Here is a 480-nt window from a genome sequence, read left to right as displayed (position 1 = left end):
CGAGCTCGCCGGCGCGCGCGGCCGCGCGGCCGCCCAGGCGCGCCCCTGCGCGCCCCTGCGGCAGGTGCTGGACGACATCTGGCGCGGTGGCAACGAGCTCGCCGACGCGCTGGCGCGGCGCTACTTCACCCACCTCGACGCCCGCAGCCGGGCGACCGTGTCGCTGTAGGGAGGCGGCGATGGCGCTCTACGAGATCCTCCACGACACCCGCTACCGCTACGACAGCGCGGTGGCGCTGTCGCAACAGATCGCCCACCTGCGCCCGCGCGCGTGCGCCGGCCAGCGCACCCTCGCGCATCGGCTCGAGATCGCGCCCGTGCCGGCCCGGCGCAGCGAGCGCAGCGACTTCTTCGGCAACCCGGTGACCGCGTTCGCGCTGCACGCGCCGCACACGGAGCTCGTCGTGCGCGCGCTCAGCCGCCTCCGCGTCGATCCGCCGGCCTGGCCCGAGCCCGCGGCGAGCCCGCCCTGGGAGGCCG

General features: G+C 77.5%; 1 protein-coding gene. It reads left to right on the top strand.

Annotation, left to right across the window (positions count from 1 at the left end):
- Positions 1–179: 179 nt before the first annotated feature.
- The coding region (locus C667_RS23885) for a transglutaminase N-terminal domain-containing protein (RefSeq protein ID WP_004392650.1) at positions 180–480 on the top strand (301 nt) is incomplete at its 3' end.

It is taken from the genome of Thauera phenylacetica B4P (genome assembly GCF_000310225.1).
Classification (GTDB): Bacteria; Pseudomonadota; Gammaproteobacteria; order Burkholderiales; family Rhodocyclaceae; genus Thauera; species Thauera phenylacetica.
The sequence above is the reverse complement of the archived record's forward strand: the minus strand, read 5'-3'. Positions and strand labels throughout refer to the sequence as shown.